Annotated in this window: 21 protein-coding genes; 15 read left to right on the forward strand and 6 right to left on the reverse strand. The window is 50.1% G+C overall.

Annotation, left to right across the window (positions count from 1 at the left end; all coding sequences use genetic code 11):
* Together FD28_RS07705 and FD28_RS07710 are read right to left on the reverse strand one after the other, a co-directional pair.
* The coding region (locus tag FD28_RS07705; protein WP_057734271.1) for a CPBP family intramembrane glutamic endopeptidase at window positions 1-544 on the reverse strand (544 nt) is incomplete at its 3' end.
* 45 nt (window positions 545-589) lie between these two features.
* Window positions 590-973: a VOC family protein gene (locus FD28_RS07710; RefSeq protein WP_057734273.1), complete on the reverse strand. Its 384-nt coding sequence runs from the start codon at window positions 971-973 to the stop codon at window positions 590-592.
* A gap of 217 nt (window positions 974-1190) precedes the next feature.
* On the opposite strand from FD28_RS07710, the gene FD28_RS07715 reads away from it, so the two are divergent.
* The 4 genes from FD28_RS07715 (at window position 1191) to FD28_RS07730 (ending at window position 6931) form a co-directional block, all read left to right on the forward strand.
* Window positions 1191-2714, forward strand: a complete 1524-nt coding sequence (locus FD28_RS07715) for an ABC-F family ATP-binding cassette domain-containing protein (RefSeq protein ID WP_057734647.1) — start codon at window positions 1191-1193, stop codon at window positions 2712-2714.
* A gap of 102 nt (window positions 2715-2816) precedes the next feature.
* Window positions 2817-3410 (forward strand): L,D-transpeptidase, encoded by a 594-nt coding sequence (locus FD28_RS07720; protein WP_057734275.1) that lies wholly within the window; start codon window positions 2817-2819, stop codon window positions 3408-3410.
* A 564-nt stretch (window positions 3411-3974) separates the two neighbouring features.
* Complete coding sequence (locus tag FD28_RS07725; protein ID WP_057734277.1) at window positions 3975-6209, forward strand: MucBP domain-containing protein; 2235 nt, start codon at window positions 3975-3977, stop codon at window positions 6207-6209.
* Window positions 6210-6571: 362 nt separating this feature from the next.
* Complete coding sequence (locus FD28_RS07730) at window positions 6572-6931, forward strand: hypothetical protein (RefSeq protein WP_057734279.1); 360 nt, start codon at window positions 6572-6574, stop codon at window positions 6929-6931.
* Window positions 6932-7289: 358 nt separating this feature from the next.
* Here the strand turns inward: FD28_RS07730 and FD28_RS07735 are convergent, their stop codons facing one another.
* The 3 genes from FD28_RS07735 to FD28_RS07750 all read right to left on the reverse strand — a co-directional run bounded on the left by FD28_RS07735 (window position 7290) and on the right by FD28_RS07750 (window position 13051).
* Window positions 7290-8201, reverse strand: a complete 912-nt coding sequence (locus tag FD28_RS07735; protein ID WP_057734281.1) for a proline-specific peptidase family protein — start codon at window positions 8199-8201, stop codon at window positions 7290-7292.
* Window positions 8202-8734: 533 nt separating this feature from the next.
* The gene (locus FD28_RS07740) at window positions 8735-11173 is read right to left on the reverse strand and encodes a Xaa-Pro dipeptidyl-peptidase (RefSeq protein WP_057734283.1); all 2439 of its coding nucleotides are present in this window, start codon (window positions 11171-11173) and stop codon (window positions 8735-8737) included.
* A 477-nt stretch (window positions 11174-11650) separates the two neighbouring features.
* On the reverse strand, window positions 11651-13051 hold the full coding sequence (locus tag FD28_RS07750; protein WP_057734287.1) for an APC family permease: 1401 nt from the start codon (window positions 13049-13051) through the stop codon (window positions 11651-11653).
* Window positions 13052-13531: 480 nt separating this feature from the next.
* Here FD28_RS07750 and FD28_RS07755 point away from each other — a divergent pair, with 480 nt between their 5' ends.
* The 9 genes from FD28_RS07755 to FD28_RS07800 all read left to right on the forward strand — a co-directional run bounded on the left by FD28_RS07755 (window position 13532) and on the right by FD28_RS07800 (window position 20044).
* Complete coding sequence (locus FD28_RS07755; RefSeq protein ID WP_057734288.1) at window positions 13532-13957, forward strand: bis(5'-nucleosyl)-tetraphosphatase; 426 nt, start codon at window positions 13532-13534, stop codon at window positions 13955-13957.
* Complete coding sequence (locus tag FD28_RS07760) at window positions 13947-14507, forward strand: nucleoside/nucleotide kinase family protein (protein WP_057734290.1); 561 nt, start codon at window positions 13947-13949, stop codon at window positions 14505-14507. Before FD28_RS07755 ends, FD28_RS07760 begins: the two co-directional genes overlap by 11 nt.
* Window positions 14508-14590: 83 nt before the next feature.
* Window positions 14591-15055, forward strand: coding sequence for a Fur family transcriptional regulator (locus tag FD28_RS07765; RefSeq protein ID WP_057734292.1), 465 nt, complete (start codon window positions 14591-14593; stop codon window positions 15053-15055).
* A 76-nt stretch (window positions 15056-15131) separates the two neighbouring features.
* On the forward strand, window positions 15132-15665 hold the full coding sequence (locus FD28_RS07770) for a hypothetical protein (RefSeq protein WP_057734295.1): 534 nt from the start codon (window positions 15132-15134) through the stop codon (window positions 15663-15665).
* Between the two features lie 20 nt (window positions 15666-15685).
* Window positions 15686-16630 carry a DUF6681 family protein gene (locus FD28_RS07775; RefSeq protein ID WP_057734297.1) on the forward strand — a complete coding sequence of 315 codons (945 nt, stop codon included), beginning with the start codon at window positions 15686-15688 and terminating at the stop codon, window positions 16628-16630.
* Window positions 16631-17139: 509 nt separating this feature from the next.
* Entirely contained in the window at window positions 17140-17880 is a 741-nt protein-coding gene (locus FD28_RS07785; RefSeq protein WP_057734301.1) for an amino acid ABC transporter ATP-binding protein, read from the forward strand.
* A gap of 19 nt (window positions 17881-17899) precedes the next feature.
* Window positions 17900-18736, forward strand: a complete 837-nt coding sequence (locus tag FD28_RS07790; RefSeq protein WP_057734302.1) for a transporter substrate-binding domain-containing protein — start codon at window positions 17900-17902, stop codon at window positions 18734-18736.
* Window positions 18733-19371, forward strand: a complete 639-nt coding sequence (locus tag FD28_RS07795; protein ID WP_057734305.1) for an amino acid ABC transporter permease — start codon at window positions 18733-18735, stop codon at window positions 19369-19371. Before FD28_RS07790 ends, FD28_RS07795 begins: the two co-directional genes overlap by 4 nt.
* A gap of 19 nt (window positions 19372-19390) precedes the next feature.
* Window positions 19391-20044 (forward strand): amino acid ABC transporter permease, encoded by a 654-nt coding sequence (locus FD28_RS07800; RefSeq protein ID WP_191982166.1) that lies wholly within the window; start codon window positions 19391-19393, stop codon window positions 20042-20044.
* Window positions 20045-20486: 442 nt separating this feature from the next.
* Here FD28_RS07800 and hflX read toward each other — a convergent pair whose 3' ends face one another.
* Window positions 20487-21764: a GTPase HflX gene (gene hflX / locus FD28_RS07805; protein ID WP_057734309.1), complete on the reverse strand. Its 1278-nt coding sequence runs from the start codon at window positions 21762-21764 to the stop codon at window positions 20487-20489.
* A 473-nt stretch (window positions 21765-22237) separates the two neighbouring features.
* Here hflX and FD28_RS07810 point away from each other — a divergent pair, with 473 nt between their 5' ends.
* Both FD28_RS07810 and FD28_RS07815 read left to right on the forward strand, forming a co-directional pair.
* Window positions 22238-23869 carry a peptide ABC transporter substrate-binding protein gene (locus FD28_RS07810; RefSeq protein WP_057734649.1) on the forward strand — a complete coding sequence of 544 codons (1632 nt, stop codon included), beginning with the start codon at window positions 22238-22240 and terminating at the stop codon, window positions 23867-23869.
* A 313-nt stretch (window positions 23870-24182) separates the two neighbouring features.
* The gene (locus FD28_RS07815; protein WP_057734311.1) at window positions 24183-25808 is read left to right on the forward strand and encodes a peptide ABC transporter substrate-binding protein; all 1626 of its coding nucleotides are present in this window, start codon (window positions 24183-24185) and stop codon (window positions 25806-25808) included.
* Window positions 25809-26345: the final 537 nt, after the last annotated feature.

Here is a 26345-nt window from a genome sequence, read left to right on the forward strand (position 1 = left end):
ATATCGGAATATCCTGGGGCTGTTTTGTGTGGCTAACTTGTTCTTGCAATTTTCGGAAAAAGTAATTCAGGAAGATTCCCCGAAAGATGAGTTCCTCAATGACCGGGGCCAAGAGGATGGCATAGGCCAGGTTCCAGAAGGGAAGTTGCGTGACCTGCTGGTTGATGGCCGTTTGGTTAGCGGGGCTGGGCAGGATGTGGGTCGCAATGAGGATGGACCACGAATACTGGATCGCCAGCATGAGAAAGAAGAAGCCAATCAACTGACTGACGGTCTTGCCCGTAAACGGCGTGCGCCCGAATTGCCGCGGATTATTTTGCTGGAGCTGTTTTTGGTAGCGCCAGGTGATGAAGCCCAGTAGCAAGCCGGAGTAGATCAGCATCATTCCAATCGAACGGTTCGTGGCGTTACCGTGGCTGGCCTGTTGAGTGGCCAATGCGAGAAAGAGGCTATCCACGAGGTATAACAGTAGAAAACCCAGCCACTTGAGGTCACGTAGAACCCAGTTAAGTAGCCAGTTGAGGCCTTTGTTCAACGAATTCATTCAAGCAGTCCTCCAATGTGATGTCGTCAGTGCAAGTGGTACCGATTATTTATCATACTTGCCAATTTCAATGAGGTTTTCGTCAGGGTCGCGCACGTAAACGGAGGTCATTGGGCCAAGGGCGCCTTGCTTGGGAATGGGGCCGTCCACAATCTCAACCGCGTAGTTCGTCAGGTGAGAGAGGATATTAGCGAGCGGATCGGTCGCAATGATCGCGAAGTCTGCGCCTCCGACCGTAGGGTGTTTAGCGACGGGCAAGTGGGGCTGGTCGCTCTGTTGAAAATTAATTTTTTGTTTGCCGATCTTAACGCCCCGCCGGCCATCGTCAAATTCGATGATGGGGAGATCAAAGACCTCGTGGTACCAGCGTACGGAACGTTCAATATCACTAACGGTAAGGGTCAGGTGATCAATGTTTCTAATATTCATGAAAGCTTCAGTCCTTCGCAGTAAATTTTCACTATTATAGCATAGTTTTCAACGAAGACCCTAGGCCATGAAGTTGACGAACCCGGGCGTTTCGTGGTAAGTTACTACTTATATATTACCGTTTGGGAAAAGGCCTTGACGTTGTCGGGGCTTTTTTCTTGCATGAGAGAAGAAGGGAAGGATACACGTGCCATTACTAGAAGTTGACGACCTCAGTATGAGCTTTGCTGATAAGAAGCTCTATGAAGGGGCCAGTTTTACCCTGGAGAAAGGCGAACACATGGGTGTCGTTGGGCAAAACGGGGTCGGTAAGTCAACCTTAATCAAGATTATTACGGGTCAGGAGCTACCACTGACGGGATCAGTGAAGTGGCAGAAGAAGACTCACGTGGGCTACTTGGACCAATACGCCGATATTCCAGCGGGGATGACGCTGATTGATTTCTTGCATACGGCCTACGCGGACTTATACGAGATGAACGACCGGATGACGGCTCTCTACACGGAATACGCCGAGAGCATGGATGACAAGCTCCTGGAGCGGGCCGGCCGGATTCAAGAGGAGTTAGACGCGCGAAACTTTTACGACGTTGAAACCGAGATTGAACGGGTGATTTCCGGGTTAGGACTCAATGATATGGGTCGTGACCACGAGGTTGCCAAGATGTCTGGGGGCCAACGGTCTAAGATTATTCTGGCAAAACTGCTATTGGAGACGCCGGACGTGATCTTACTCGATGAACCGACCAACTACTTGGATACGGCGCACATCGAGTGGCTTGAGGATTATCTCAATAGCTTCGACGGGGCCGCGTTGATCGTTTCCCATGATTATGACTTCTTACAAGACGTGACGAACTGTATCATTAACGTGGCGTTTGGTCAGATCACCAAGTACCGGGGGAACTTCAAGCAAGCCATGCGGCAACGGGGTGAGAAGGAAAAAGCCCAGCAACGTGAATTTGACAAGCAACAGGTGGTCATTGAAAAGGCCGAACGCTTTATTCGTAAGAACAAGGCCGGTTCCAAGTCAACCATGGCCAAGTCACGGGAAAAGATGCTGAACCGGCTGGACCGGGTCGATCCACCTTCGACGAATATTCAAGCGCACTTTGACTTCCCCTACCAGGAAACGGGCTCACAAAACGCCCTGGTCGTGGATGAACTGTCCGTGGGTTACGATCGGCCACTGTTGAAGCCCGTCACGTTCTCCGTGACGACCGACCAAAAAGTCGGTTTGACTGGGTTTAACGGGGTCGGGAAATCGACGCTGATTAAGTCAATCTTGGGTCTTATCAAGGCCAAGGGTGGGGAAGCCTCATTTTCACCATCCGCGCGGATCAGCTACTTTAGCCAGGATTTAGTTTGGGATAACAATCGGCAGACCCCTCTGCAGATCATCCAGGCCAAGTACGAAAAGCTACCGCAAAAGGCCATTCGGACCAAGTTGTCGAAGTGTGGGCTGGATTCGGCCAATGCCATGAAGCCGATCGGGGAACTCTCCGGTGGGGAACAGACTAAGGTCAAGCTCGCCATGATGGAATTTGAACCCGCTAACTTCTTAATTATGGATGAACCCACGAACCATTTGGATGACGAGACTAAGCAGGCTTTGAAGGAAGCCATCGCAAACTTTCCGGGAAATGCGATTATTGTCAGCCATGAGGCGAGTTTCTACACCGGTTTAGTCGATAAGATTTTAAACGTTGAGAAGCTGAGTTTGAAAAATACTCAGAACTAAAGTTGCGGGAAGATTACGTTTCGGTAAAAACCGTTCCCTTTTCCGGCAAAATCCGTTACAGTTGACGGTGGAGTAAATATCAGGAGAAAGGGACGGAAAGACATGAGACGTTTCAGACAACTAGTGGTGATTGTGATCTTAGTGGTCGTGGCGGGATTGGGAATCAATCGCGTTATCCAACATTCGTCGGCCGACAAAGCGGCGACGACACAAACCACGAAGACCGCGACGCCTAAAAAGGCCGTCGTCAAAAAGATTAATTGGCGCGCGCCTTCTGAAGATAAAGCCTATCCGAACTTAAAGAACCACCCGAAGGCTTGGCTGGATGTGAATACCAGCAAGCAGCGGGTCTACATTAAAGACGGTAATCGGGTGCTCTACACCATGTACTGTTCTACGGGGACGGGCAAGGAAAATGGCACCCCTCACGGCACCTTTTACATTCAGGCTGAACGCGGAAAGTTCTTCTACAATCAGTCGTCTGGTGAAGGGGCCAAATACTGGGTCTCTTGGAAGGATCATGGGATTTATCTCTTCCACAGTGTCCCAACCGACCAAAATGGCAAGTTCATCAAGAGCGAAGCCGAGGAGCTCGGCAAGAATGCCGCCTCTCATGGCTGCGTTCGGTTGTCGGTATCTGATGCCAAGTGGGTTTACAACAACGTGCCTTACGGGATGAAGGTTGTGATTCACTAGGGTTTGGCGTTTGAAATTGAGTTGTTAAGCAGATCAAAACAGGCTCACTGATTGTGGTGAGCCTGTTTTTGTATTGTAACGGCCTGCACGTCTGTAGAACGATAAGTGCCGATGCTTTTTCACCACGTCAGGTGATAAGAGACCGTTTTAACTTCAGAGTGTCCGGTAAGTTGCCCCTCCAGGTGCGCTTACAGGGCATTTTTTATAGGCTGATTTTATAATAAAAAAACAAATTAGTTGCTGGCTTATTCGCCCAAAACAAGGTCAATGTAACATGTGATAATTTTCGCTTGCAGAGAAAAATATTTTATATTCGCTTACTAAACCCAACTTACTAATGCCTTTTATACCGGTATTTAAGGAAAAACTGTCAGCTGTCCAGAGATAACCACAAGTGAATAGATTGGTTAATAAATGGTTTTAAGTATATGATGGATTTTATAGATAAAATTCGTTATAATGAAGTTATGGTCAGGTAACATAATTAACCGGAATTAAGACAGACGATGACAACCATTCATGCGGTTATAACTCAAGGTGAGGATCATTTGAGGAGGGCTTATGATGCTTCATTCTGAAAATAAAAAAGTTCACTACAAAATGTATAAAAAAGGGAAAACCTGGATTTTTGCGGGAATCGTGACGGCAACCTTGGCGTTAGGCGTTTCCGCACCGCAAGTCGCGCGCGCTGATACCACAGCCGATGAACCAACTTCGGCGACTCAAAATAAGGAGACGACCGAGGATACGACGCAAGTGACATTAAAGGCTGAAACGACCGTTCAAGAGCCAAAGACTGACTCGGAGGAAGTGACGACGCCAAGCCACGATGAGGCAGTGGAAAATTCACAGCCAGAGGATGTTGCAGCAGCATCTGATGACGAGGTAGCACCATCTGATCAGTCCGAGCAACCCCAGCAGCAAGAACCGGCTAACACGAGTAAGACTGATGAAAATGTAAACGCTTACGAAGACAACAAAAACGAGACGCCTGATCAAAAGCAAGCCGAAGCTCCCGTGACACCGATAAAGGACACGACCGAACCGACAAAAGAAACGACCGTGCAGGTGGAAAAGCGGGTCCAAAAGCTGGCCAGAACCGTTCAGGCACCGGTAGTCGCGCCTAAAACGCTGGCCAGAGATACCGAGACCATCGATCAGTGGATGCCGAATAAGAAGCTTCAGCAGGCCATTTTGCTTCATTTGCGGCGGCAGAATCCAGGAAAAACCTGGAACAGTGTCGCTGACATCACGAAGGATGATATGGCGTTGTTAACGAGTCTGTCCGTATACGGGTCCAGTCTATCCGGTGGGATCGACACTTACAACGACCGGAAACCATTTTCACTTGAGGGACTCCAATACGCGGTTAATCTGACTCAGATTACGATGGGTACTAACTTTAACTACGCCACCCAGAAGTACTATGGGGATATTGAGGATGTTTCACCACTGGCAAATCTCACGAAGCTGACTTCGGTTGACTTACAACACAACCGGATCGGTGATATCACGCCATTGGCTGGTTTGCCAAATGTGACGGAACTCTATTTAGCCTTTAACTCAATCGCAGACTTTTCGCCGCTAGCCGGACATAATTACAAGAACTTCAATGCTTCTAACCAGATTGTTTTCTTGCCGCCGGTTAAGATTAACGCCAAAACGAGAACGGCCCACCTCGCTTTTCAGTTTAAGAACGAAAAGGGCGAAATCATCCCACTCGAAGCACGTGGTGGGATTGCTTACCCAGACCGGGTTGTTGGCTCTGGCAATGCGATTAAATTGTTTTACAAGCTCTACTGGTCCGGTGGAACGCCAACGCCCGATGGTAACGGTGGCTTGTATTTCACGGATATGAAGGATCAAATTCCAGGAATGACCAGTTATCCGGGCTACAATATTGATCCGCTTGAAGAAAATTACTATCTGACGGGCGCGGTTACCACCCAATTCCCAGGTGGCTACAGTGTCGACGTTGGTGTGATCCAGCCTTACGTGATTGGTGATATGGGGGGAACCGTCACGGCCCATTACCAAGATAAAAGCGGTAAAACATTGTCCGCGGATGTGGTTCTGGACGATGGCTTTGTGGGCGACGACTACACCACCAAGGCGGTTGAAATCGAGGGCTACACGCTCACTAAGACGCCGGATAATGCGACTGGCAAGTATGCTGAGGGACCAACGGATGTCTACTACATCTACGAGTCGAAGACAGACCCCGTTGATCCGCCGGTGGTTAACCCAGCAACAGATGTGACGGTCACGGTTCACTATCAGACGGCGGACGGTCGGACGGTAGCGCCGGATAAAATCTTTACAGGTAAACAGGGCGCAACCTATACGACCAGTCCCGTAACGGTTGAAGGGTACACGCTGGTGGAGACGCCTGCCAATGCCTCGGGAACTTTGGGCGATCGTGACATCACGGTCACTTATGTTTATGCGCCGGTCGAAACGGACGGCGATGGGGACCAAGTCGATCCGGAAGCGCCTGACACTGAGTCACCGGATACGCAGAAACCCGATACCGGTGCTGATGAAGGCAACGGTGGTGGAACGGTCATCAAGCCCGGAACCGGCAATGGTGGCAGTGGTGATCAGATTGTTACGGATAAGACGCCCGTTAAGAATGAAACGAGTGGGACGATGAATCTCGCACGCAAGCCGGCAACCAATACGGCTCAGGCGACCTTACCGCAAACGAACGAGCAACACCGCTCTGCCGGAGTGTGGGGGCTAGTTGTTCTGCTGGGATCGCTGCTAGGCTTAGTGGGGATCAGACGGAAAAATAAATAAAATTAGGTTGTCTTAAATGATGAGAGTCCGGGACACAACTTGGATTCCATAAGAAAATGAGGTAGTAAATTCTCGAATCTTGAGAAGTTACTACCTCATTATTTTTCCCTATTTTGGCGTCCTTTGAATAATTTCACTATAGAGCTCCTAAAGTGCACTTGATGGCAAGCGTTTTTTAAAGTAACTGTGGTCGCGTATTTTCACCTTTTTTCGACAAAAAAACAACCTTTTGTTTGTCGAAAATTCATGCTATTGATAGTCATTGAGAAATATATGCTGAGTGTTTATTGTTTGCAAGAAGTCTTAATGCTAAGATGAAAAAGTAAGAGATTAATCATCTATTTTTATTGGAGACAATACATATGGTAAAGCATCGATGCTTAAAGCAACTGGCAATTGCCGTGGTTGCGTTGGTTAGCTTGGGCGCAACGCTTCCAGCAACGACTGTGTCGGCTAAAGCGCGGACGACACCAACCGAACTTCGGGGAACTTGGATTCGGTTTATTGGTGATTCGGGATATACTCAGTATCATATTAACAAGGCGACTTTTTGGTATGCATATGGTGGTATTTATCACTTAGGAAAGTGGGATCGAGCAGGAGCCAAGACTTTAAAACTTGGAACTAAGGTTAAGAAAAATAAGACATTCACTATTAGTAAGAAAAAAATGGGTATCGGATTCTCAGGGCTTCAACAAGCATGGATACAAACCTTAAATTAAAAGTCAAAAAAGTAAGGGTCAATAAGAAGATTCGATTACGAATTACAAATCAGTACCAGGAAACTCATAATTATTTTAAGGCAACGAAACATTGGGAATCTAAGAATAATTTGAATTTTTAGTTTTAATCGGTAAACAGATAAATTAAATGATATTCGCCACTGGCAAAACATAGTAACTCTAGTAATTTGGTAAGGCAGATAAATTGTACGTACGGACTATTGAAGATTCTTGTGTCTTACGATCAGTGATAGAAGCCTTAATAATCTACAGTTGAAGTTTTGAATTGAAAATAATATAAAAGACGTTCTACAATCTTCCGAGCAAGGAGATTGTAGAACGTCTTTTAATTTAAAAATTAAGCATTAAAGTTATCGTTTTCCACATCGCGGATAAACGTTGCCAAGTGGTCGTAGTAGACCGGTGCGTTATCGATCATGTGGTGGTGACCACCTTCAGGCGTCGTCACAAAGCGAGAGTGGGGGATGAGTTCCGCCATCTTCTTACCCGTGGCAATAGGCATGGTTTCGTGTTCCCCGAAGGTCAATAAGGTTGGCACCTTGATTTCCTTCAAGTGGTCACGGAAGTTCCATTCCTTCAGCTTACCCTTGATGACAAATTCGTTGTCACCCTGGAAGGCGCCGTAAACGTCGGTTGCCATAGTGCTGATCAGGTGAGAAATGGCGGCTGGCTTCTTCCGGTCGACATAACCATCGTTTAAGATGTCCACGTAGCTTTGGTACTTCGGATCATCGTAGTTACCGTCGGCTTCAACCTGCTTCATGTAAGCCACTTGGTCGGCAGTCAGGACCGTTTCCCGGATATGGTTGATGCTTTCAACGTATTCGTCAATGTTATCAACCATGGAGGAAATGATGGCGCCCTTTAAGTGTTGACCATATTTAGCAGCGTACATTTGAACCAAGGCGCCACCCCATGACTGGCCAATCAGGTAGAACTTGTCGATGCCTAATTTTTGGCGAACTTCTTCGACTTCATCCAAGAAGTAATCGTAAGTCAGGTACTTCTTAGCCGTCTCGGGGTCGCTATAGTCGGGTTGATCGGAGTACCAAGACCCGAGTTGATCGTACATGTGGACCTGAACGTTCAGGCCTTGGGCAGCCAATTGCTTGGCGGTGTCTTCCCAGTATTCGTGGTTGCCACCGGGGCCACCGTGAAGGGCGAGTAAATGAATATCGCCGGTACCTTGGGTGTTGGTCCAAAGATGGTAGCCGTTATCTAAGGTAATAATCGTCGTGCCTTGTTTCATAATGAAATTCCCCCGTTTCTAATGAGTTAATCATAGTTTATCACTGTCCGTATAAATGCGAAACAAAAGTTCAAGTTGGCTCTTTGGCGTTCACCTGCGGCAGCCAGAGATTCCGGCTGCTGTGGGGACCGCCTGCGGCCTGAGAAGCGGTCCTCCGGCTCGGTTTGAAGCCTGGCAAAGATCACCGGTCTCCAAACACGTCCCACGCTGTAAGCCGCTGCTCGGCTAACACCGTTGTCACGGCTGCCTCCATCTCTGGCCGCCTCCGGTTCACTAGTATTCATTCATCACGCTAGGTTGAATATTCATAAAAGTTCACACGTCATTGAGGACCAGCTAGGTTAGCCGTGAGTGAGTCAAATTTGGGCTCAGCCGTGGGATTTTCCAAGTGGTTTAACTTGGAAAATGGCGCCTTTGAGACGCGATTTTTCGGCTCAAAGCGAGGTTCGAGACCGCGCTGTGGCTCGGACCGTCCTGCCCACAGCGTTCCAGCCCAAATTTGGCGAACGGTAAGGCGGCATTTCGCGCAAAAGTTATTTCCCAACAAATGGGATCGTCAATGAAGATTGTCCGAGTTGAATGGAGTATTGGAGATCCTGATTTCCGCGAACGGTCATGCCAAAGTCTGTAGCGTAGACGACCAAGCCGAGCTGGTGACCCGCTAGCAAGCGGTAGTGGGTCGGTTGAAGCGTCACGCTGAGATCGTAGAATTGGTTAGGTTTGAGCTCGTCAACGTGGTAGGTATTTGTCCGGTTCTGCAGGTTGCGGTGGCCCTTGGTAATCATCTTCCAAGGGGTAGCCTTAGTCGTTTGGAACTCGCGGAGGTTATCCTCGCGCCACCGGTAACCCTCGTCCAGGCTAACACGCAGGGGTGTTGGGCTCACACCGAGACGCTTGGCTTCACCGTAGTCGACCACTTGAAAACTGAGCATCCCCACGGGTTGGTTCACGGCAACCTGCAGTTTAACCACGGACTTGCCGTCTAGGATCAGGTCATCCTTGAGCACGGCGGACTTGAAGATTAACCGATGTCCAAACAGATCATTGTGCTTGTCCCCAAGCAGGTCGGTCTGCCAAGCAGCGATATCTTTGGTATACCGTTGATATTGCGCGGCTGGGAGTTGATCGTTGAAGCTGGTGGCAAACTCCATGGGTTCGTGCGTGGTCTGATCGACCAGCTCGTCGTGTTGGAGATTGAAGACGCGTTGCTGGTTAGTCGGTGCGTCCCAATCATCCGTGGCGTGCCAGGTTTCAGGCTGGACGTTGTCTTGAATGATAACGTTTGGCAGAATCGTTTCCGCTTGGTTATCGACGCCCAGCAGTTCGTGAGTCAGCCAGAGATTGACGATGTCCGTGTAGTCAATCGAGCGAAAGGCGTTGATGTAAATGTGTTGGCCTTGATGCAAAATCAGCTTCTTCGTGACTGGTAAATCCCGGACGGCATTCCACAGATTGTTGACGTTGCGGGGCTTAACGTTCCAGTCGTTGAGTCCGTGAACCAGTAGAAGGTCGGCCTTGATATTCTTGACGTTCTTCAAGTAGTTCCGCGCATCCCAGAAGGTGTTATAGTTCCCAGTCGAACGATCTTGTCCATGGGTGATGGCGGCGAGATCAGCTTGCCATTTGGCCTGAATGCGGTGGTAGTCGCCGGCTTTGAGCTGCCGACTGAAGGTTTCTTCGGCCAAGACGTCCGTATCCTCACCGGGGAAGCCACCGGGTGCAATGACCAACCCACCATCACGGTAGTAGTCGTACCAGTTAGAAATAGCAGCTTCGGAGATCACCGTCTTCAGTCCATCAACACCAGTTGTTGCAGCGGCGGTTGCCAGCGTCCCGAGGTAAGAGCGGCCGGTCATAGCGACGGCGTGGTTGCTCCACCAAGCGGGGATGGCCTGCGTGGCAGCGCGGCTGGTAAAGGCCGTTCGGTTGCCGGCTAACCATTCGATGATGGCAATGGTTGAGGTGGTTTCCTCGGGATCACCGGTGGTTCGAACCCCATCGGAGTCTAAGGTCCCGATGCCGGCAGCGTAGACCACAGCGAAGCCACGGGCGAGGAAGTAATCGTTGAGCGTGTAAGATTGTTCGCGCGCAAAGGTTTCCTCAGCCGTCTTGGTCGTTGTGGTAACGGGACGGGGATCGGGAACGGGAGTCGTGTTGGGCTGAGCCGTCACGTCAGCCAGAGTCAGATCGTTGGGCTGTTTGGGCTCCAAGGGCACATTGACGTTGTGCATCATCTGATCGCCGGCCTCATCGTTGGTGCCCTGGTTGTAAGGGCTGGCCGTATACAGGACGGGAACCTTGAGCCCCGATTCGGTTTCAGCCGGACGAATGATTTCGGCCTTCAACAGGTCACGTTTGCCATCATGGTCGGTGTCCTGAGGACTTTCAACGTAGACGACCTCACGGATGAGTCGGGTCGTGTCGAAGACGGCCTGCGCTTTGCCGTTGAAGATCAGAGGCTTTTCAACGCTAGCATCGTGCACGAAGGGGGCAAAGTAGCCGTGGGTGGTCAGGTGGTCCAGAAAAGTCTGACCCGTTTTGGTATGTGTGGTCAGCAGCAGGTACCAGGCCTGTTTGAGCTCAGCCAGGGTGAAGTCGTCACCGGCATGTGGGGCCACGGGGAGTTGAATCTTGGCCATGGCGGCTAGGGGATCGGCCAGCTTAAAGTCCAGGTCCGGTGTGAAGCCCAGTCGTTGCAACGCCAAATTATAGAAGACCGTGACGGGCACCGTTTCATGCTGGGTTAAAAAGTCCAGTCCATCAACATCCGGCGTCGCCATCAGGTTAGTCAACTGCTGATTAACCACGTTAGCCGTCGTGTATTCGGGCCAACTCTTATCATAAAAGTCACGAAGCAGGTCACTAACGCTGGTTAATTCTTGATTGGTTGCCGTTAAGAAATGAATCTGTTCAAGCTCGCGCAGGGCCGTGGCTGGTTGCGTAGGGCGAATAGCAAATTGTTGATTACGCAAATGAATCACCTTCCTAAATTAGTGAAATTCAATGATTACTTATACTAACAGCTGAAAGTGCGAAATACATGATGAGTCGCAGGTAACCAAATGAAACTAGGCATAAGCCGTCACCTGCGGCTGCCAGAGATTCCGGCTGCTGTGGGGACCGCCTGCGGCCTGAGAAGCGGTCCTCCGGCTCGGTTTGAAGCCTGGAAGAGCACCAGTCTCCAAACACGTCCCACGCTGTAAGCCGAAAATCATCGGCTAACACCGTTGTCACGGCTACCTGCATCTCTGGCCTCCTCCGGTTAAGCTGGTTTTTGGCCAACCTAGTTGAGATGGTATATCACGACAGTCGTTGTTGATGTGCCACGGGGAACTTGTTGTGCACAGCTCGCATGCGATCACGACCAGTTATCATGACTAGCTAGAGAAGACTATAGTGAGCAACTATCAGAGCCGTGAGGTTGGCAGATACGAACTGGTCAGGTGACCCTACTGTGGCAGGTCGTCGTTGAGGCGGCTGTGGCGGACGCCGTAGCTGAAGTAGATGACGAGTCCCAGTGCGAACCAGATTGACGAGGCAATCCAGGTTTCTGCTGGGAGTTGGAGCATCATGCCGAAGCAAAGCAGTCCAGACACAATCGGCAAGACTGGGTACCAGGGAACTTTAAACCCAGAATTTTCTGGCAGTTCCTTGATGTGGCGCAGGCGAATGATCCCGAAGGAGACAAAGAGGAAGGCCACTAACGTCCCAATGTTAACCAGGTTGGTTAGCTGTGCCAGGGGAACAAAACCTCCCAGTAAGGCAATCACCACGGTAATCACGGCCAAACTGTTCTTAGGTGTCCCGTTGGAGGGGTCAATCTTACCCAAGAATTTTGGCAATAGGCCATCCCGACCAATGGAGTAGATCAGGCGTGAGGAGCTGTAGATCATGGTTACCATCATGGTAAACATCCCAGCTAACGCGCCCAATGAGATAATGCCTGACGTCCAGTTCTGGTGAACCAGTGTGAGGGCAAAGGCCACGGGGTCGGCCACGTTGAGCTTGGTGTAGTGCACCATCCCGGTCAATACGACAGCGACCAGCATGTAGAGCACGGAAGCCACGATCAAGGTGCCGATAATCCCAATCGGCATGTTCTTCTTGGGATTCTTGACTTCAGCGGCCGAAGCCGAGACCACATCAAAGCCCAGGTAGGCGAAGAAGACGGTCGATGCGCCCCGCAGAATCCCTTTGGTGCCAAACGGCGCAAAGGGTTGCCAGTTAGATGGTCTAACGTAAAAAATCCCAACCAGAACGAATAAAATAATGATGGCAATTTTGACAAAGACGATGGTCGTATTGATTCGCATCGACTCGCGCATGCCCCGGTTGAGGAGCCAACTGATCAGCAGGACCACTAGGATCGCCACGATGTTGCCGTATGTACCGTGTGCGGGGTCATAGGGACCCGTGAGTGTTGTGGGTAGGGAAAGGTGGAAACCCGCTAGAAACGAGTTAAAATAGGCACCGAAGGAATTGGCGACGGCAGCAACGGCCAACACGTATTCTAGGATCAGGGCCCAACCTAAAACCCAGCCAATGATTTCGCCAAAAACGAGGTTTCCGTAAGAATAAGCGGACCCCGCAACTGGCAAGACGGAGGCAAACTCGGCATAACACATGGCCGCTGTCGAACAGACAATGGCCGCCAAGAGAAAGGATAGAACAATACCGGGCCCACTATACTGTGCGGCGATAGTTCCGGGAAGAATGAAGATCCCCGTTCCAATCACGGCACCAATGCCCAGTGACATCAGATCTTTTGCCGTCATCGTTTTGGCAAAGTGCTGGTCACTTTTTAAGTAATTATCTAAGCGTTCGCGGCGGAAGATTCGCGAAATACCCATAAAAAGCCTCCTTAATAATGATGATATCTCGGATAGTGTACCCTAGAGTTAAATTAAAAGTCAATGAGAGTTGGCCAGACTTTTGGGAAATCCCGGTCAAAAGTTTCCCACAACCCCCTATTTCGGGATAGAATAGAACAGATATGGTCATAGCAGGGAAACTGATAAACGGTCAGAAATTTTGGGGACAATGGCGGACCAACCGGTGATAAATGCCGTGGTTATACGGCTTTAACACGTGATTCAAACGAGCAGTTGGGAGCACGTCACGGGTCACCGTCGCCCCAGCGAATGGGTAAATGGCCGATTGGTTTGATCGGGCAAGATTTTTCTTGATAAATCGCCACTTTAGCCGGCGTTCTGTGGTAAAGTTAAATTTCATCAACACGCGGGGCCAATCGTGGGGGCGACGAGACAGCGGCCATTTCTGAAATGAGAGCAAATCTGTTATGGATAAGTGAAAGAGGAGGCAATTTTAAAATGATTACCGAAAATGCAAGCGGCGCCGTGGTCTATCGACTGGTGAACCAACAGCCACAATACTTGCTGTTAAAGAGTGCAACGAGTGACTTCTGGGGCTTCCCCAAGGGCCACGTTGAGGGTCAGGAGACGGATATTGAGACGGCCGTTCGTGAGATTCGCGAGGAGACGAGTCTCACTGTTACGGTTGATCCCACCTTTCATGCCGATCTGGATTACGATATGAAGAACGGTCACCACAAGCACGTGGTCCTCTATACGGCCCAGGTGCCTGCAGATGTGACGATCGACCGGCAAGTCGAAGAGATCAGTGACTTTGCCTGGCTAGACTTTGCCACGGCCCATGAGCGGCTGAGCTATCCGAACCTGCAGAATCTGTTGACGCAAGCTAACGACTTCTTAACGGGGGAACGGCATGGCGAATAAAGTCTTAGTGATTACGGGAGCAACGGGGACTGGTAAGACCACGGTTCAGGACTATCTGGTCGGCCAATATCCCGTGACCAAGGTGATTACCCACACGACCCGGCCACCGCGCCAGGGCGAAGTTAATGGGCAGGATTATTACTTCGAGACCGATGAGAGCTTTCCACAAAATCATTACTTGGAATCGGTCTTTTATGCCGGCTACCACTACGGGTCATCTCGTGAAGGTTTGGCTGCCGGATTTGAACGAGCCCCCTTTGTCGCCATTGTTTTAGACAGCAAGGGCGCGATTACCTATGCACAAGAGCTGGGCGATCAGGCCGTCGTGATCTTTTTGACGGTCAGCCAGCCGGATGAGCTGTTAACGCGGGTCACGGCGCGCGGCGACGACCGGACGATGCTCAAACAGCGGTTTGCGAGCCCGGAATACCGTCGTGACCTGACGATGCCCCTAGCGCTGCGAGGGAAGGCCATTCAGCTCAACAATGATAACTGGCAACAGACCCAGATTAAGCTGGATGAACTGATGAAACGCTTACAGGCTGAATAAGTTGCTATTTGGTTGAGTTTCGTTTGGAAATGTGCGAAACTTACTAGGAATTCGGACTAAATTTTAAGAGGAGGCCGTCCATCATGGCAGACACGTTAAACACCGCTGTGGCGATTTTAAGAAAGAATAAATTCAAGTTAACCAAGCAGCGGCACGCGTTGCTGGAGTTTTTATTGACCAACCAGGGTCATTATACGGACGTGGTGGCCGTAGATGCTTACATGCGGACCGAGTTTCCGGGGATGAGCCACAACACGGTTTATCGGAACCTGAAGGAATTTGAAGAGGTCGGGATCGTTGAACAGAATACGGAACAGGAACGTGCGCGGGTTAAATACCAGTGTGACTTCCATCACCAACATCACCACCACTTCATCTGTCAGAATTGTGGCAAGGTCACAGAGTTACAGATGTGCCCGATGGACTTTTTCTGCGATCAATTACCCGGCTACGACATTACCGGTCACAGCTTTGAACTGTACGGTATCTGTGCGGAGTGCAAAGCAGCTGGGGTTGAAACGGCACCGCAATCTTTAGTTAAAAATTAAGGGAATTTTGAGAAATTTTTGCGATTAACATGCGATAATAAGAGGCATTGAACAAACGTAGAAGGAGGAATGTAGCATGGCGTACCGGACACCACCCTTTATCACGCCGTTTGCCATCGTTTCCATGGCACTCGCGCTCGGGGCCACCAACGTGGTGACTAATTCCGTCACGAAGACCAATGAAGGGGCTTCACGGACGTCGACGAGTTCGTCATTGGTCGTCAACCAATCCAACGATTCGAAGAAAAAGGCCAGCGATGACAGTAAGAAGAAGGCTTCTGATTCTTCGAAAAAAGACAGTAGTGATTCTTCTAGCAAGGACAGCAGCAGTAGCAGCAGTTCTTCAACGGATACGGAAAGTTCGTCCGCAAATTCCACGTCTGAGACGGGAACGAGCACGGCGGGAACCACGGGCTCAACTGGCAGCACCGGTTCCAACACGTCTTCAAAGAAGAAGCCATCATCCAATAATACGAGTTCGACGACGACTAGTGATGACACGTCGAGCGATACGGGAACGACTAATGATGACACCACCACTGACAACACGACTTCTGGCACTTATAGCCACGCCAATACGACTAATGACACCGGGACAACGGGTCAATAACGAAGGAAGGGGGACCGACAATGCTTAGTTTTTTGGATATGGTCAACCACTATCTTGGCTACATCAATGTGAGTGTTAAGATCAAAAACCGCATCTACGTGATTTTGGGTGCGTTAGGGGATCTGTACCTGTTTTATATTGCCGTTCGGTATCTTCAAAATGGCCACCCATTCTGGGGCTTATTGATTTTGCTGGTTGCCATTATTCTCTTGTACTTTGCGTACTTGAATACGGTTTATTACTTTACCAATAAGAAGGCACCATTTGATATTTCACCGAAGATTGAAAAGCTCCTTCACATGAAGCCCAAAGAGGCCGAGATGGATCAGCCCAAACGTACCCTGGGCGGTCGTAACATTCCGGCCAACGGCTACTTCGATGAGAAGAAGATATTACCCGGGAAATTAACGTCAACGCCACTGGAGCAGGAGAACATTCAACATCTGGCGACGCGGTTGCAACAGAACCAATTGTTGCAGATGGATTATTCCGGGTTAGGCGACCGGGAGATTACGGAACAGACGCGTCAGAGCGGGAAACCCGTCTACGCATCAGGGCCCGGTGCGTTGATTCCCTACTTTGAGATGCAAACGGAGAATAACCAACTGGTGGTTTATGCCGGGATGAACCAGGCCGAAAAGGAACGGGTCGGCGTAGTCAGCACGGTCGGCTTGCAGAATGTGGCCGACGTTCGGGACCAAATCGAATTGTACCTGGCCAACGCCACGCTGGTTGGGGGACCCTTCAAGGTCTTGGGACGGACGTCTGTCATTGAACAGGCCAATGATTTCCAAGTGGCTGTTCAATTGGCTTACAAGCACCAGGACGATGCAACCGGTCAGACCGGTGTCGGCCGTGCCACCCGTGAATCCGCGGCAACCTCGCGGCGGGCGCGTTACGATCAGGCACCCCAAACGGAGAACGAGTCAGAACCTATGACCCGGACCTCTCGTTATCACCATTAAACATGAAGAGATGATAAGCGCACGCTCGAGACGATAGTCTTGGGCGTGTTTTTTTGCGGTTTACGGCGCGAAGATTAGGATAAGGCTAACGTTGTGACGTTAGTAGGTAGCAGAAGGAGGCATCAACGGCGGTAAAGTTGAAAGGGGGCCTTGACCGTCCTAAGGGCCAGCAGGCTGGCTGTTACGGTCAGACCGGGATGGATGAAAAAAAGCGAAGACACAGGATTGGAAAGATTGTTCGACTATTGAAGCTATCCGTGTGACGTTTTCTGACATGGCCGTGCCACTTGGAATAAAAATTTTTGCTATTTTTTGCAGTAGCTTAACCCGTGGTATGCCTAATCTTTTTGTCCTTAAATCGTTCTCGGGGGTGCTCACACCGGAAGTGTTTATTTTGACCGGGTTATTTTTTTGGTTTAAACTTGATTTTAGACACAAAAATTTTCAGATGCACGGACGTCGGGGACGCCTGCACGGCAACTACTTTAGTTATGTGGAGGGAAAGACTTATGTCAATGATTGAATTTCACAACGTTGAAAAATACTACGGTAGTTTTCACGCATTACACAGCATTAATTTGACGATCGAAGATGGGGAAACCGTGGTGCTGATCGGACCTTCCGGGTCGGGTAAGTCAACACTGATTCGGACCATCAATGGTCTTGAATCGATCCGTCACGGCCAACTGATCGTCAACGGTCAGGACTTAGCTAATCCCAAAACCGATATGAACCGAATTCGGAAAAACGTTGGGATGGTGTTCCAACACTTTAACCTTTATGCCAATAAAACAATTCTAGAAAATATCATGTTAGCGCCACGCATCGTCTTGCACCGTGATGAAGACGAAAACAAAAAGGTTGCCATGGAAATGCTCGATCGGGTGGGTTTGGCCGACCAAGCGCCCAAGATGCCGTCACAACTGTCCGGGGGGCAACAACAACGAATCGCGATTGCTCGGTCATTGGCAATGAAGCCCAAGTGTCTGTTGTTCGATGAACCAACGAGTGCCTTGGACCCTGAAATGATCGATGATGTTTTGAACGTTATGAAGACCATTGCCCGCGACTCCAGTATGACGACCTTGGTGGTAACCCACGAAATGGGCTTTGCTCGTGAAGTGGCCAACCGAGTAATCTTTATGGCGGACGGTCGTATTTTGGAAGACGACTCTAAAGAAACCTTCTTCGATGGCCAACCAACCAACGAACGGGCCCGTCAATTCTTAAGCAAGATTATTACACACTAAACCAGGGAGGAAATTAGCGATGAAAAGATTGATTCGAAATCTTAGCCTCTTGCTGACCCTGGTGGCGGTCTCGGTAATGGTGACGGCGTGTGGCAATCAGTCATTAGCCAACAAGAACGTTCTGAAGACCGATCAACAAGAGAAGACCATTACGTGGGGTGTCAAAGCGGACACCCGCTTATTTGGGTTATTGGATACGAAAGATAATCAGATCAAAGGTTTTGAAATTGACTTGGCCAAGGCCCTAACGAAGCAGATGTTGGGGAAGGATGGCAAGGCTAAGTTCATTCAAGTGACCAGTTCCACGCGGATGCCTATGCTGAAAAACGGGAACATTGATGCCATCATGGCCACGATGACCCCCACGACGGAGCGGCGGAAACAAGTTGATTTCTCCAATCAGTACTTCTTAGCGGGGCAATCCCTGCTGGTTAAGAAGGGCAGTAGCATCAAGAATGTTCAGGATTTGAACAAACAAAAGGCCACGGTACTTGGGGTAGTCGGTTCTGACTCCGTGGAAAACGTGGCCAAGGTGGCGCCTAATGCGAAGGTTCTACAATTGACCGATTACGCCCAGGCCATGACGGCGTTGAAGTCCGGGCAAGGCCAAGCGCTGACTACGGATAACGGGATTCTCTATGGGATGTCGTTACAAAACCCAGGCTATGAAGTGACGCGGGGCTCCTTTATCTCCGAACCTTACGGCATTGCCATTAACAAGAATCAAAAAGACTTCAGACTAGCCGTCAATAAGGCGCTTAAGCAAGTCCGGGCTAGCGGCGAATACAATCAGATCCTTCACAAGTGGTTCCACAACGTGAAGGGCTTTGACTACAAGGAGGCGGCTAAAGAATGATTCATATTTTTCAAGCTTACGGGGGCACGCTCCTCTATGGTCTCGGCCAAACGTTGTTGTGTAGTATCATTGCGTTGATTTTTAGCCTGATAATTGGGACGTTCTTCGCCTTACTTGAGGAATCGCCTAACAAGGTTGCCCGGCGTTGTGCCCGGGCTTACATCGAACTTTTCCGGAACATTCCGTTGCTGGTTATCACCATGTTCTTCTACGTGGTCTTCCCGCTATACGTGATCAAGATGAATGGGTTTACGGCGGGAACCATTGGATTGACCCTGTACACGTCGGCCTTTATTGCCGAAACGGTGCGCGCGGGGATTCAATCCGTGGACTCCGGGCAAATGGAAGGCTCACGGGCCAACGGGCTGACTTACTGGCAAGCGATGCGTTACATCGTGTTACCACAGGCGTTTCGGTATGTGATTCCACCACTGGGTAACCAATTCGTTAACCTGGTGAAGAACTCATCCACGTTAGCCTTCGTCGGTGGGTTTGATCTGATGTATCAAGGTAACGTGATTGCGTCAAGCTCACTCGAAACGATGGCGGCTTACGCCTCGGTTGGGGTGCTCTACTTGATTATCACGATGCCCATCAGTTACTACATGCGCTACCTTGAAAAACGGTTAGCTTAAGGGGAGGAGAATAACTATGCTGCAGAATTTTATTGATGCCTATTCTCCCGACAACTTACGCTACCTATTCGGTGGACTGGGTATTACGATTTTAGTTTCCGTGATTTCAATTATCGGGAGTTTTATCATCGGGTCAATTCTCGGTGTGATTCGTTACGTGAAAATTAAATACGTTTCGGCAGTGGTCGGGGTCATTATCGATGTGATTCGGAACCTACCGCTACTGTTGATTCTGTTCTTTACTTACTTCGGACTGCCTAACCTGGGGGTCAAACCGGAAATTATTCCGGCGGCCATCTTAGCCATGACGATCTTTGAATCAACCATGCTCGCAGAAATTGTGCGTTCCGGGATTCAAGCGGTCGATCCCGGCCAGATGGAAGGGGCCCGGGCCAACGGGTTGACCTACTGGCAAGGACTCTGGCACATTGTGCTGCCCCAGGCGCTGGTCAAGATGATTCCCGCCATCGTCAGTCAGTTTATCTCTCTGGTGAAGGATACCTCGCTGGCGACAATTATTCTGTTGCCAGAAATGTTATTCCGGTCACAGATCATTTATGGGCAAAACACCAACTACATTATTCCTATGTTCGTGGCGATTGCGCTGATGTACTTTGTGGTCTGCTACCTGCTCTCACTGCTAGCCGGCTACTTGGAAAAACGCCAGGCTTAGTTTGAAACGTGTCTGCCGCCTTACCGTTCGCCAAATTTAGGCTGGAACGCGGTGAGCAGGACGGCCAAAAGCCTGAGGGGCGGTCTTTGTCCTCGCTTCGCCTCCGGCTGCCAGGAATTCCACCTGCTGTGGGGACCGGTGTGAGCCGAAGAGCGGTCTCACACCTCGACTTGAAGCCGCGTAAGGTACAACGCGTCTTCAAGTGCGTCCGGTGAAGTAACCTGGTAAAGAACACCAGCTAACTTCACACTCACGGCTGGTTCCATCCCTGGCCTCCTGCGGCGATGCTTGGTCGTTAATCGTCCAGTCGTTTTATGTCTTGGCGTTGTTCATTTGGCGCATGGCAGACGGGCTGGTTTCAACCGTGCTTAACAGGCGACAAAATTTGATATTTTGAGCCATAAAAAGCCATCCTCATTCATTTGGGGATGGCTTTTCTAGTCTATTCAGTTACCACGAATTTCTTGAAACGATCGAAGTCGGCCTGCTGGAGTTCGACCTTGAGGGCCGTCCCTTCAGCTTCATAGCTAGTAGTTAACACGTGGGCGTTTTCGTTTAAGTAGGAGACGATTTCGCCATCGGAGAAGGGTACTAGGAAGTCGGCCGTCACGTAATTGTGGAAGACCTTTTCCTTCATGGCCTTAACCAGCATGGCTACGGAGTCGGGGTCCTTGGCGGAGAGAATTAACTGATCGCCAACCCGACTCGGGTAGCTGGCTTCCGTCAGGTCGGCCTTGTTGAAGACGGTGATCATTGGCACATCGGTCACTCCGATCTCCTCTAAAGTCTTTTCCGTCGTGGCCATCATGGATTCGCGGTTAGGATCGGCGTAGTCCACAACCTGCACCAGAAGATCGGCGCTGGCAGCTTCGGCTAACGTGGAGCGGAAGGCCTTGACCAGCTGCGTTGGCAGTTGACTGACGAATCCAACCGTATCACTCAGCAGCATCTTCTTTTGATCAGGAAAGACTAGTTGCCGGACGCTGGTATCCAGCGTGGCGAAGAGCATGTCCTTCACGAAGACCTGCTTGTCTTCACTCTTACCAAATTCCCGCACGAGGGCGTTCATCAGCGTGGACTTTCCAGCGTTGGTGTAACCGACCAGAGCAACGGAAGGGAGCTGATTGCGTTCCCGCTGTTGCCGTTGCGTGGCTGCCGCCTGTGTGATTTCTTTGAGTTCATGATTGACGTGATTGATGGACCGTTGAATGGTTCGCCGGCTCATTTCGGTCTGTGATTCACCGGAACCACGGTTGGTGAAGCCACCGCCGCCACCGCTACCGGTCTGTTGGTCCAGCCGTTGTGAGGCGCTGGTGTGCAGCCGTGGCAGTTGGTATTGTAGCATGGCCAGCTGAACCTGGAGTTTGGCTTCCCGAGACTGAGCCCGGTTGGCGAAGATCTCAAGAATCAGGCCGGTTCGGTCGATGATTCTGGCTTTCGTGCCGTTTTCCAGGTTTCGAATCTGACTGGGGGTCAGTTCATCGTTAACCACGATAATGTCAACGCCATCATCGGCAACGATGGTCGCCAGTTCCTCGACCTTCCCAGTTCCAAAATAGGTCCCAGGGTTCGGCTTGGTCAGTGACTGTTGAATCTCTTCGGCCACCGTCATGTTATTGGCTTCAACCAAGTTTCTAAGCTCCGTCATGGAATAGTTAAACGTGGCTTGACCAGCGTTTAACCCAATCGTAATGACGGGTGTTCGTGGGGTTTCTTCCAAAAGATCACCCTCCTTTAAAGTCTATGACTTGAGTATAACATGTTTGTTCCTGAGCGAATAAGGATTAGCTGAGGCCGGGCGGGTAATGAAAAGGGTGTCAGATGAAGTTGGTTCAGGTCACAATTTTCGTTTATGAGTAATTCTTAATTTGAAATGAGAGAAGCCTGATCTTATTTCATTAATTGAAAGGGTTATGAAATCAGAATCGATAGGCAATTGACGACCTGATGGCGACTTCTGATGGCAGCCATGATGAGTGTCAATGCGGTATAATTCCTAAAAAATAGTGAATAAATTAAAAAATAGCATTGATTCTAATCTTATTTTAATTTACAATGATTGCTGTTGCCAAGTCAACAAGTGAGTGGTGTTGCCGGCTTATTTTGGTGCGCCTGAACGGATTGGGGCGTCAGGTCGCGGCGAAATAGCCGGCAAGATCGGAACTACATATATTTAGAGGGGTCGGAATGTTTATGAAGGTAAAGTCAGTTGTCAAATTAGGGGCGGTGGCAGCACTAGCGACAGTTTCATTAGCCGCGTGCGGCACTTCCTCTAGCAGTAATAAGCAGGCTAAGGATCAAACCTTAACCTGGATGGAAGCCACAACGTTACCAACGATGGATAACTCGTTGGCGACGGATGTCGTTTCTGGTGAAACTTTGAACAACACGGGTGAAGGCCTGTTGAAGTTCGGTAAGAACAGTAGCACGCATCCCGGGGTGGCAAAGAGCTACACCAAGTCAAAGGACGGGAAGACCTACACGTTTAATCTGCGTAAGTCCAACTGGAGTAACGGGGACAAAGTGACTGCCCGCGATTTCGTTTACGGGTGGCAACGCACTGTCAACCCGAAGACGGGGTCACAATACGCCTACCTTTACGCTGACGTGCAAAATGCCAACGCCATCATGAAGGGTAAAAAAGCGGTCTCCACGTTAGGGATCAAGGCAGTCGGGGACTACAAGGTCAAAGTGACTTTGGTTCACCCGGTCAGCTACTTCCCAACGTTAGTGGCTCAGACGGCCTTCTTCCCACAAAATGAAACGGTTGTGAAGAAGTACGGCAAGAAGTTTGGGACTAATGCCAAGAGCGACGTGTACAATGGGGCCTTCAAGCTGACTTACTGGACGGGGACGTCAGACAACTGGACGTTGACCAAGAACACGAAGTACTGGAACGCGAAGAACGTCAAGCTTCATCAAATCAAGTTCAGTGCCGTTAAGGACCCCCAGACGGCTTTGAGCCAGTACCAGAGTGGCAAGTTGGACGCGATCTACCTGAGTGGCCAACAACCTAAGAACTACAAGAACAGCAAGGAATACCACGCTCGGAATAGTTCTCGGGTCACTTATATTGAATTGAACCAGCGTAAGGATACCATGCTGAAGAACAAGAAGGCTCGCCAAGCCTTGTCTCTGGTCTTGAACCGCAGTCAATTTGTGAACAAGGTGATGGATGACGGTTCTAAGGTTGCTACTGGGATTGTCACCAGTGGGTTAGCTATCCGTAATGGACAGGACTTTGCCAAGCAAGGCACGATTCCAGCTGCCACGGAGCATAACGTTGCCAAGGCCCAGAAGCTGTGGAAGGAAGCCCTGAAGGAAACGGGACGTAAGAACTACTCGCTGACTTTAATGGCCGACGACACCGCACAAGGCAAGAGCACGACGGAATACGTTCAGAGCCAATGGTCCAAGCTGTCTAACTTCAAGGTCACCAACTCCAACTTGCCATACAAGACGCGGTTGACGCGTTCTGCTGCTGGCCAATTTGATGCTGTTGTGACGCTTTGGGGTGCCGACTTCCCAGACCCAATCACGGATCTGTCTCTGTTCACGTCTAGCAACACGTACAACAACGGGAGATGGTCTAACAAGAGCTATGACAAGCTGATCAATGACGCCACGACCACGAATGCCAATAAGCCAGCCGCTCGTTGGCAGAACCTGGTTGATGCCCAAAAGATCCTGTTGAAGGATCAAGGGATCATCCCCGTTTCACAAAGTGTGAAGCCACAATTGGTTAAGTCTAAGGTTAAGGGTGTCGTTTACTTCCCTGTTAGTTCCAACTGGGACTTCAGTAAGGCCTACATCGCTGACAAGTAACGCCATAACTGGCCGCTTTACGAGTCAGAGTCCTGGTTACACGTACTCGGCGAATGCGGCTATTAAGCCATAATCTAAGATTTTATATGAGCGTCCAGCGGTGAATTTAACCGCTGGACGCTTTTCTTGTGGTCCGCTTGAATGGACACGATGGCACTATTTTTATAGGCGCTAACCCCAGTGTTTGCGGCAATTGCGACGAGTGGCCACACGAATTATTAAAATTCGCTATTGATTCTAATCGTTTTGTCATTTAATATGTTCTTCAACGCCAAGTCACTTGAGGATTATTTGCGAAGGGGTCGGTTTTTATATGAAGATGAGGTCAATTGCCAAATTAGGGGCGGTGGCAGCACTAGCGACGGTTTCATTAGCGGCGTGCGGTACCAGCTCCAATAACCAAAAAGCTAAGGATCAGACGATCCATGTCATGGAAACGTCCGCGTTAGCATCGATGGACAACGCGAAGGCCACGGACATTATTTCCGGTGAGACGCTGAACAACACGGGTGAGGGCCTGTTGCGTTTTGGCAAGAATAGTAAGACGTTACCGGGGTTGGCTAAGAGTTATCACAAATCCAAGGATGGGTTAACCTACACGTTTAACCTGCGGAAGTCACAGTGGAGTAACGGCGAGAAGCTGACTGCTCAGGACTTCGTTTACTCATGGCGGCGAACCATTACCCCGAAGACGGGCTCGCAATATGCCTACCTGTACGCCGACATTAAGAACGCCAATGCCGTGATGACGGGAAAGAAGGCCCCATCAGCCTTAGGCGTGAAGAAGGATGGCGACTACAAGCTGGTCGTCACCTTGGCGCACCCCGTCAGCTATTTCCCAACGTTGGTGGCCCAACAATGTTTCTACCCCGTGAACAAGGGGGCTGTCGAGAAGTACGGCAGTAAGTTTGCCAGCAACGCCCAGAAGAACGTCTACAACGGGCCGTTCAAATTAACCTCATGGTCCGGAACCTCTGATAACTGGACTTTAACCAAGAACAAGAAATACTGGAACGCCAAGGTTGTGAAGCTGCAGCACGTGAAGTACAGTGCCGTGAAGGATCCTCAGACGGCGCTCAGCCAATACCAGAGTGGCAAGCTGGATGTGATCTCACTCAGTGGTCAACAGCCCAAGAACTACAAGAACGACAAGGAATTCCATTCCCGGAAGAGCTCACGGATTAACTACGTTGAACTGAACCAGCGAAAGGACACGATGCTCCAGAACACCAAGGCCCGTCAAGCCTTATCCCTGGTGCTGAACCGGCAACAATACGTGAACAAGGTGCTCCAAGATGGCTCAACGCCCGCCACGGGAATCGTGTCGACCGGGTTAGCCATTCGAAACGGCAAGGACTTCGCCAAGGAAGCAACCGTGCCATCAGCCACGACCTACAATTTAGCCAAGGCCCAGAAGTTATGGAACCAGGCGTTGAAGGAAACCGGCCGGACGAGTTATTCCTTAACCTTATTGGCCGACGATACGCCAGCTGGTAAGTCCGCAACGGAATATATCCAGAGTCAATGGGGCAAGTTGGATCACTTCAAGGTGACTAACTCGAACATCCCTTACAAGACACGGTTATCCCGTTCTCAGAATGGGCAATTCCAGGCCGTCGTCAGTGGCTGGAGTGCCGATTTCCCAGATCCCATCACCGATCTCTCGCTCTTCACCACGGGGAACACCTACAATAACGGCAGATGGTCTTCCAAGGCTTACGACAAGTTGATTAATCAAGCGACGATTACCAATGCCAACAAGCCAAGTGCTCGGTGGCAGAATCTGGTTGATGCCCAGAAGGTCCTGTTAAAGGATCAGGGGATCATTCCGTTCTACCAGACGGGGATGCCGCAGTTGGTTAAGTCCAAGGTCAAAGGCGTCGTCTACTTCCCAGTTGGTGCCAACTGGGATTACAGTCGGGCATACGTGGCTAAGTAACCTGTGAAATGGAAAGTTCCAAAGTACTGGTCACTGGGCAACATGGCGTAGACTTGCCGCCTTACCGTTCGCCAAATTTGGACTGGAACGGAAAAGAGTGTGGAAGAAGGCGATTAGCTGGCGAGCATTAACGTCGCTAGATTGAAAATCCCGGGCCTGGATTTTTAGTCTAGTGGGGTTAAGCGCAACCAGCTGCCTGCTGGAACACGTTTCGACTGTGTTGCCTGAAGTCGCAAAAATCCCACGGCTGAGCCCAAATTTAGCTCACTCACGGCTCCACGGCAAGTTGTCCATAACCTGGGATGAACGTTGCCAGCCTAACGATGTCCACACCAATGCTAGGGGGAAGAACTTTCTTAACCGGAGGAGGCCAGAGATGGAGGCAGCCGTGACAACGGTGTTAGCCGAGCAGCGGCTTACAGCGTGGGACGTGTTTGGAGACCGGTGCTCTTCCGGGCTTCAAACCGAGCCGGAGGACCGTTTCTCAGGCCGCAGGCGGTCCCCACAGCAGCCGGAATCTCTGGCAGCCGCAGGTGA

This window comes from Levilactobacillus hammesii DSM 16381 (assembly GCF_001434395.1).
In the GTDB taxonomy this organism is placed as follows: domain Bacteria; phylum Bacillota; class Bacilli; order Lactobacillales; family Lactobacillaceae; genus Levilactobacillus; species Levilactobacillus hammesii.

Bases quoted from the DNA above. Each gene is read 5' to 3' on its own strand.
- FD28_RS07710 (WP_057734273.1), bottom strand. From the start codon at position 973: ATGAATATTAGAAACATTGATCACCTGACCCTTACCGTTAGTGATATT.
- FD28_RS07715 (WP_057734647.1), top strand. From the start codon at position 1,191: ATGAGCTTTGCTGATAAGAAGCTCTATGAAGGGGCCAGTTTTACCCTG.
- FD28_RS07720 (WP_057734275.1), top strand. From the start codon at position 2,817: ATGAGACGTTTCAGACAACTAGTGGTGATTGTGATCTTAGTGGTCGTG.
- FD28_RS07725 (WP_057734277.1), top strand. From the start codon at position 3,975: ATGCTTCATTCTGAAAATAAAAAAGTTCACTACAAAATGTATAAAAAA.
- FD28_RS07730 (WP_057734279.1), top strand. From the start codon at position 6,572: ATGGTAAAGCATCGATGCTTAAAGCAACTGGCAATTGCCGTGGTTGCG.
- FD28_RS07735 (WP_057734281.1), bottom strand. From the start codon at position 8,201: ATGAAACAAGGCACGACGATTATTACCTTAGATAACGGCTACCATCTT.
- FD28_RS07750 (WP_057734287.1), bottom strand. From the start codon at position 13,051: ATGGGTATTTCGCGAATCTTCCGCCGCGAACGCTTAGATAATTACTTA.
- FD28_RS07755 (WP_057734288.1), top strand. From the start codon at position 13,532: ATGATTACCGAAAATGCAAGCGGCGCCGTGGTCTATCGACTGGTGAAC.
- FD28_RS07760 (WP_057734290.1), top strand. From the start codon at position 13,947: ATGGCGAATAAAGTCTTAGTGATTACGGGAGCAACGGGGACTGGTAAG.
- FD28_RS07765 (WP_057734292.1), top strand. From the start codon at position 14,591: ATGGCAGACACGTTAAACACCGCTGTGGCGATTTTAAGAAAGAATAAA.
- FD28_RS07770 (WP_057734295.1), top strand. From the start codon at position 15,132: ATGGCGTACCGGACACCACCCTTTATCACGCCGTTTGCCATCGTTTCC.
- FD28_RS07775 (WP_057734297.1), top strand. From the start codon at position 15,686: ATGCTTAGTTTTTTGGATATGGTCAACCACTATCTTGGCTACATCAAT.
- FD28_RS07785 (WP_057734301.1), top strand. From the start codon at position 17,140: ATGTCAATGATTGAATTTCACAACGTTGAAAAATACTACGGTAGTTTT.
- FD28_RS07790 (WP_057734302.1), top strand. From the start codon at position 17,900: ATGAAAAGATTGATTCGAAATCTTAGCCTCTTGCTGACCCTGGTGGCG.
- FD28_RS07795 (WP_057734305.1), top strand. From the start codon at position 18,733: ATGATTCATATTTTTCAAGCTTACGGGGGCACGCTCCTCTATGGTCTC.
- FD28_RS07810 (WP_057734649.1), top strand. From the start codon at position 22,238: ATGAAGGTAAAGTCAGTTGTCAAATTAGGGGCGGTGGCAGCACTAGCG.
- FD28_RS07815 (WP_057734311.1), top strand. From the start codon at position 24,183: ATGAAGATGAGGTCAATTGCCAAATTAGGGGCGGTGGCAGCACTAGCG.